The sequence below is a fragment of the Mucilaginibacter sp. P4_G9 genome, assembly GCF_056400985.1.
Window position 1 is genome coordinate 1 of the sequence record NZ_JBFUKF010000332.1, and the last position, 5,572, is coordinate 5,572.

Genomic DNA, 5,572 nt, shown 5'->3' on the forward strand with positions numbered 1-5,572 from the left:
GCACCTGGTCGTTGCGGGAGCGGCCGGAGTGGATTTTTTTGCCGGCATCGCCAATGCGCTGGGTAAGAAGCATTTCTACCTGCGAGTGTACGTCTTCTACCCCATCTTCGATGGTGAAATTTCCCTGCTCAATATCAGCATAAATAGCTTTCAATTCGCGCTGAACAAGCTCAAGATCAGCAACATCCATCAGGCCGATGCTTTGTAGCATGCGGGTATGGGCCAGCGAACCCAGCACATCAAAAGCGGCCATTTCCTGGTCGAACTCACGGTCGCGGCCGACGGTGAAACTCTCGACCAGCTGATTAACATTAGTGGTTTTTTGCCATAACTTGCTCATAGTGCAAAGATGTAAATTTAGTAGCAAGTAGATAGTATCGAGTAGCAAGATTTTAGAAGGGTTATTACCTTACGTTTTTTAGTATTGTTTTAACCTAAAGCATTGGAAGCTGCGTGGTAATTTTTAGAACAATAATGTGTAACAAAAAGGTATTATTATTTAAAAAAATCGAGAAATATCCTGTTTTGTGTAATAAAAAACGACATAGGATTTTTGAATGATTTTGTGGTAGTGGAGGGTTAATTTTTCAACGCGGAGAAATCCCGGATCAGACAAATTTACAATGTCATGAAGCCGCACCACCCACCACCCTTCCGCCCGCTTTCGCCCGGAGCTGTTCTGCAGATGGGGAAGGAAATCCTTTGTCTGAAAGTCTGAAAGTAATTACTCCAAAAATTTGATTAATTTTAACCGACATGGACAAACGGCAGAAAAAAATCCGGGGGATCATTTTCTTGGTTTTCCTGGCAGGCACATTTTTAACCATGATATATTTCGATCACCGGGCTGTTAGCAAAGGCTTTTATGCTTTTAATTCAAACAACATCCGCGGCGAAATCGCGCAAATGGAGATGGCCAGGAGCAGGATAATAATCCGGTTTGAAAGGGAATGATCTGCGATACTATTTACACCAGGGAACCCGGTCGCACCAAAAGATGGATTTTTATAAGACGGTGCACATAGGCGACTCAATCTTCAAGAAAGCGTTTTCCGATTCGGTGTTAATCAAAAACGGAAAAACAAAATCGGTTTATATCATGTCAAATTAGCCCCCTGTCTTGATACCTGATACTAACTAYCTGATACTTCTTCAAGCGCTCCTGTCTTGATCTCTCTTCTTCATGTCTTGATACTTGATACTAACTACTTGATACTTCAAAGCCTTTGCGATAGCTGGGAAATCAGACTGTTGCGTTCGCAACAGGTGAAACAGTAAAAAATGCTATTTATATAAAAATCAACACTTTAAGAATTGTCATATTTTATAAACCGCATCAAAAAACAGCATTATCATATCGATCTGCATAAACACTATTTATAAATTAATCAATCAAAATAAATCAATGTTTAAAGCGTTAGCATTAAACAATCTTCTTGTTAGCTTCCCCCCTAATTATCTAAAAAACTCTTCTTTTTACTACCATCATGGTACTTTGTATTTTAACAATTCAGTTGTAATTAAATGAAATTAATCATGGAAAAAGTAATCGTTCAATTCAACATTCCTGGCATGACTGCCAAAGAGTATGACCAAGCGTGGGTAGAACTGCGCAAAGTAGGCCAATCGGCCCCATCAGGACTTCACCACCATGTAGGAGCACAGCAAGGCAATAATTGGATAGTGATTGATGTTTGGGAATCGGCAGATGCATTCAATAAATTTGGTGAAACCCTAATGCCAATTTTGAAAAAAATTGGCATTGCTGTTGACCAGGTTAAGCCGGTGATAACGCCTGTGCACTATGAATACGAAAACATGGAAGCAAGTGTAGCTCACTAAATGGTTGCGCAATCCCGTATGAGCGGAAACTTCTTCTTCTCAGCACCTAAAGAGTTTAATACGCTTTAGGTGTTTTTTATTATAAATTATTCACATCGCTGGTGCAAGCGTCTTCGGCTTGTGGCCCGTATGCTAAGTATAAGCTGGACCTTGCAGCAGCGAAAAGACCCTGTACCTTGAGTTTACTTCACTTCAATATTTTTAGGTATATCTAGTTCCTTCCTTTTAGTTTTATACTCCTCATTTGTAAGTGGACCAAGGACTTTTTTATCCTTATTTACAATGATCCAGTAGTTAATTTTATGAGCAAATATTAATTTGTAGCATGGATCGTACTTAAGAATACTATCTGCTTCTGTTTCACTTTGAATAACATCTTCTTTAGAATTGGTTGGATATTTCTTTAGATTTTCACGCAAATTAAACCCGATCATTGTCTTATACTCATCATAAACCGGCTTTTGCTCAGCGACAATAAAATCCGAGTTAAAATCATAACCAACAACTTCAGAATAAATTTCTTTGCGATTTGGTATATGACTCAATATATCTTTAACGTGTGTTCCTTCATTCCTATAAAAGTAATGTCCGCTTAAATCTTCAGAAGAATCACTATTTTGGATACAGCTACTAAAGCAAATTAAAAACACGGCAATAATTTTGAAGAGATAAACGTATTGTTTCCGATTGACTTGATTTAGCACGAAAAATACATATCCTCTTGATTGATTAGCATTCTTGTTATCTAATTTCAGCATCTTTTGGGGCCAGCAAATAAATTTTATCTTTATGATCTAAAACAGAGTCGTTTGAAAGAGTTAACGTTTTAGAAAAATCTAACAAGCATACATCTCTGCAGTCATTGAATGTACTCTCAGGAAAGTCCTTATATATAAAACGCCATAATTTATCGCTCTCATCAAAATATGCACTTGATAAAAAATTTTCATTCAAATAATATGACAATTTAAGAAAGTCCCTTTTCTGCTCTAATGTATAAACATTAGACAAGAGTATTGAAGTAATAAAGTTTTTACTTATCAAACTATCACTTATAAATAGCTTCTCGTCTTTTATATAATAATTTGTATTCTTATTATCGGTTCTTTTTGGAAGTCTTGATAAAAGCTTTTCCATTTTTGATAAAGAGTCCTGTACATCTTCAAATTTATTTTGGAAAACTAATTCATTTCTTTCCTTATGATTTCTTTTACAGGAAAAAACAATGGTGATTAATGCTACCATCGATACCATTATTCTTATCATTTTCATAAACAGTTTTCTCATCAGATAGCTTATTTAAAAAATATTACTTCCCCTGTTTTTTGTTTAACTAGTTTTATTACCATTGAATTTTTCTGCTTTATCAAAGAATCGCCTTTTTGTATTTTATGGTTAAAATTCCAAAAATTTACTGGAAGGTCAAACCCTTTGCCGTTGATTAATACAGTAGGCTCTCCCTTAACGCTATAACTCACTTTTTCTACTTTGCCACTGAACTTATACGGAAGATTTTCTTCGAATAATCGATTATACAAATAGACTACTGAACCAAAAAACAAGACGATTACAACTACCAGTACCACAAGTTTCCACATATTTTTATTATTAGAATTTCAACGACCTATTGTATTACTAACCACCAGTACCTTACAGTTGTATATTCATCGCTTAAAAATATAAAAATCCCGGATGAAAGCTAACATCCCCTCGCTGGTGCACGAGTGTCGCGCGTACCCCCCCGCTACCGCAAGCACTTTTTCGCTGCCGCATTGGCGGGCAAAATACCACCAATTCACATTAGCTGTATAAAATTTCCCACCCATGTTACAGTTTCACAATAGTTTATTAACTATCAAATTGTTATCCTGATATTTAGATAAACAAATTGATTAAGCTTTGGGAAGGTTGATTTGGGCGGCCTTCCCATTAATTAAAGTCTTTATCTGCCCCTTATCTCCTATCCAAAAAGGATTGATGATTGAGCCAGTGGTCGATGTTATCAACATAAATTAATATCCAATCCATCCATTGCAAAATCCGGCAAAGTATCTATCTTTCAACCAGCATGCATAAACCTGTATCTCCTAAGCTACCCATAAAATGGCCTGGTAAGCTTATCCTGGCATTTGCTTTTATGGCACTATTGGGCCTGATGCCCTGGGAAGATCTATTTTCGTTCCAGGTATTGAACAGTACCTTAAAGCTGCTTACCGGAACGTCTGTGGGTTTGTTTGGCCTGGCAGGGTTATTATTTACTTTGCGTATTTGCTTTATGCGTTATAAGCCGCCTTTTGCCTTACCGGCAGCAATCTTTTTAAGCATTGCTGCATGGGTAGTAAGCGGAATGTTTGTGTTAGGTTTAGTGCTGCCAGATTTTGAATGGCAGGATATTGCTGTTTACCGTAACGGCAACGATTACCTGGTAATGCAAGAGCAGGAAACCTTTGTAACCAGTAGCATTCAAAAACCGCGGGTGCTGCGCACAACATCGCCTTATGGCATGGTAAGGCGGATTGAGGAATGGGTTGCGCCACAATATCTCGACCGGTTTGGAGACAAGGAGGTAGTTTACGATGGTAGGCGGTGGAGCAAAGAGGTGTTGGCAGACGAGTAAAAAGGCCGTTCAGCCTGTTTTCGGTGTTATCACCGTAAGTTAAATACAATGCAAGTGCGACACATGGAAGAACAAAATTTTAAACTCAAACCATTATTTTCATTGATTATAATGATATGCATCTCCTTTAATTCATTGGCCCAGGTGAGTAATGGAAACAACCCGATGGAGATTCATATTATGAATCCGAGAAAAAACTATTTTGAAACGGATCAGGTAAATTTGGTGATAAAAAATAAATCAAAAAGACGCTTATGGTTTGTGGTTGAGCAACAGATTAAAAAAAGAGATGGATGGCTTACATTTATTCCCAATATTAGTGTTCCAAAATCTGAGATACTACGTTTTGAAGGCTTAAAAGCTAATGCCGAAGTTATTGTCAAATATCAGCTCAAATGGACCAAAACAGGTTTATCATGGCGAAATTCTTCAATTAACATCTTTAATCACAAATACAGATTTTTGGTAGAATTTAATAATTCGCAGGCAACAAAGGTAGGTGAGTCTTTTAGTGATGAATTTGAATTATATCCTCAAAAACAGAGTGATAAATAAAGTCGTCAATAAAGTCGCGATGAAAAACATAACAAAAAACATAAAAAAAGCAATTTCAACAGAAGTCCTTTGGAGCATTGATGATTTCTATTCTTTAATAGAAGCTCTTGAAAGAAATAATCTTGAAATCGACTTTACAGAAGAAGACGAAGATCGTTGGGCGCAAGTCGTGTTAGGTGACATTATTATAGCCTATGTTTGGAAAAAATACCCATTGATGTTCGTTAAGGCGGAAAATGCGAAGGCATTAACGGTGCTCACGGAAGGAGAATTTAATTATCTACAAATAATTGTAGTAGAAGATTTGACTGCAAATGTTCTTTGTTTAGATATCGATAAAGAATTGATGGACCGAATTGGGTATTTTTTTGATCACAAATCATTTTCTGCTAATGACTTTTGGTTTTATAATCAGGCATAGTTTACTAAAAGACCTCCCTCCGCTGGTTCACGCCCTTCGCGTGTACCCCGCTGATATATGAATCTACAGCATAGCTAATTTTAAAGAAATCGATGTAGCTTTATGCCAAACAATGTTGAATGAGCAGGGAATTTTAC

General features: G+C 36.9%; 8 protein-coding genes. 4 read left to right on the forward strand and 4 right to left on the reverse strand.

Translation table 11 applies throughout. The features are described 5' to 3' along the window. The coding region (locus AC1DPZ_RS20935; protein WP_477407059.1) for a lyase family protein at window positions 1–340 on the reverse strand (340 nt) is incomplete at its 3' end. A gap of 1,196 nt (window positions 341–1,536) precedes the next feature. On the opposite strand from AC1DPZ_RS20935, the gene AC1DPZ_RS20940 reads away from it, so the two are divergent. After that, window positions 1,537–1,842 (forward strand): hypothetical protein, encoded by a 306-nt coding sequence (locus AC1DPZ_RS20940; RefSeq protein WP_477407061.1) that lies wholly within the window; start codon window positions 1,537–1,539, stop codon window positions 1,840–1,842. A gap of 182 nt (window positions 1,843–2,024) precedes the next feature. Here the strand turns inward: AC1DPZ_RS20940 and AC1DPZ_RS20945 are convergent, their stop codons facing one another. From AC1DPZ_RS20945 to AC1DPZ_RS20955, 3 genes are read right to left on the reverse strand one after another with little or no spacing between them, the layout of a single operon-like run. Further along, window positions 2,025–2,600 carry a hypothetical protein gene (locus AC1DPZ_RS20945; RefSeq protein ID WP_477407063.1) on the reverse strand — a complete coding sequence of 192 codons (576 nt, stop codon included), beginning with the start codon at window positions 2,598–2,600 and terminating at the stop codon, window positions 2,025–2,027. Beyond that, complete coding sequence (locus AC1DPZ_RS20950) at window positions 2,584–3,129, reverse strand: hypothetical protein (protein WP_477407065.1); 546 nt, start codon at window positions 3,127–3,129, stop codon at window positions 2,584–2,586. The genes AC1DPZ_RS20945 and AC1DPZ_RS20950 overlap by 17 nt, the downstream gene beginning before the upstream one ends. Window positions 3,130–3,137: 8 nt before the next feature. Next, window positions 3,138–3,440, reverse strand: a complete 303-nt coding sequence (locus AC1DPZ_RS20955) for a hypothetical protein (RefSeq protein ID WP_477407067.1) — start codon at window positions 3,438–3,440, stop codon at window positions 3,138–3,140. A 470-nt stretch (window positions 3,441–3,910) separates the two neighbouring features. On the opposite strand from AC1DPZ_RS20955, the gene AC1DPZ_RS20960 reads away from it, so the two are divergent. From AC1DPZ_RS20960 to AC1DPZ_RS20970, 3 genes are all read left to right on the forward strand, one after another. Then, window positions 3,911–4,459, forward strand: coding sequence for a hypothetical protein (locus AC1DPZ_RS20960; protein WP_477407069.1), 549 nt, complete (start codon window positions 3,911–3,913; stop codon window positions 4,457–4,459). A gap of 63 nt (window positions 4,460–4,522) precedes the next feature. Next, window positions 4,523–5,014: a hypothetical protein gene (locus AC1DPZ_RS20965; protein WP_477407071.1), complete on the forward strand. Its 492-nt coding sequence runs from the start codon at window positions 4,523–4,525 to the stop codon at window positions 5,012–5,014. 19 nt (window positions 5,015–5,033) lie between these two features. After that, window positions 5,034–5,435: a hypothetical protein gene (locus AC1DPZ_RS20970; protein WP_477407073.1), complete on the forward strand. Its 402-nt coding sequence runs from the start codon at window positions 5,034–5,036 to the stop codon at window positions 5,433–5,435. Window positions 5,436–5,572: the final 137 nt, after the last annotated feature.

Bases quoted from the DNA above. Each gene is read 5' to 3' on its own strand.
- AC1DPZ_RS20945 (WP_477407063.1), bottom strand. From the start codon at position 2,600: ATGCTGAAATTAGATAACAAGAATGCTAATCAATCAAGAGGATATGTA.
- AC1DPZ_RS20960 (WP_477407069.1), top strand. From the start codon at position 3,911: ATGCATAAACCTGTATCTCCTAAGCTACCCATAAAATGGCCTGGTAAG.
- AC1DPZ_RS20970 (WP_477407073.1), top strand. From the start codon at position 5,034: ATGAAAAACATAACAAAAAACATAAAAAAAGCAATTTCAACAGAAGTC.
- AC1DPZ_RS20950 (WP_477407065.1), bottom strand. From the start codon at position 3,129: ATGAGAAAACTGTTTATGAAAATGATAAGAATAATGGTATCGATGGTA.
- AC1DPZ_RS20965 (WP_477407071.1), top strand. From the start codon at position 4,523: ATGGAAGAACAAAATTTTAAACTCAAACCATTATTTTCATTGATTATA.
- AC1DPZ_RS20955 (WP_477407067.1), bottom strand. From the start codon at position 3,440: ATGTGGAAACTTGTGGTACTGGTAGTTGTAATCGTCTTGTTTTTTGGT.
- AC1DPZ_RS20940 (WP_477407061.1), top strand. From the start codon at position 1,537: ATGGAAAAAGTAATCGTTCAATTCAACATTCCTGGCATGACTGCCAAA.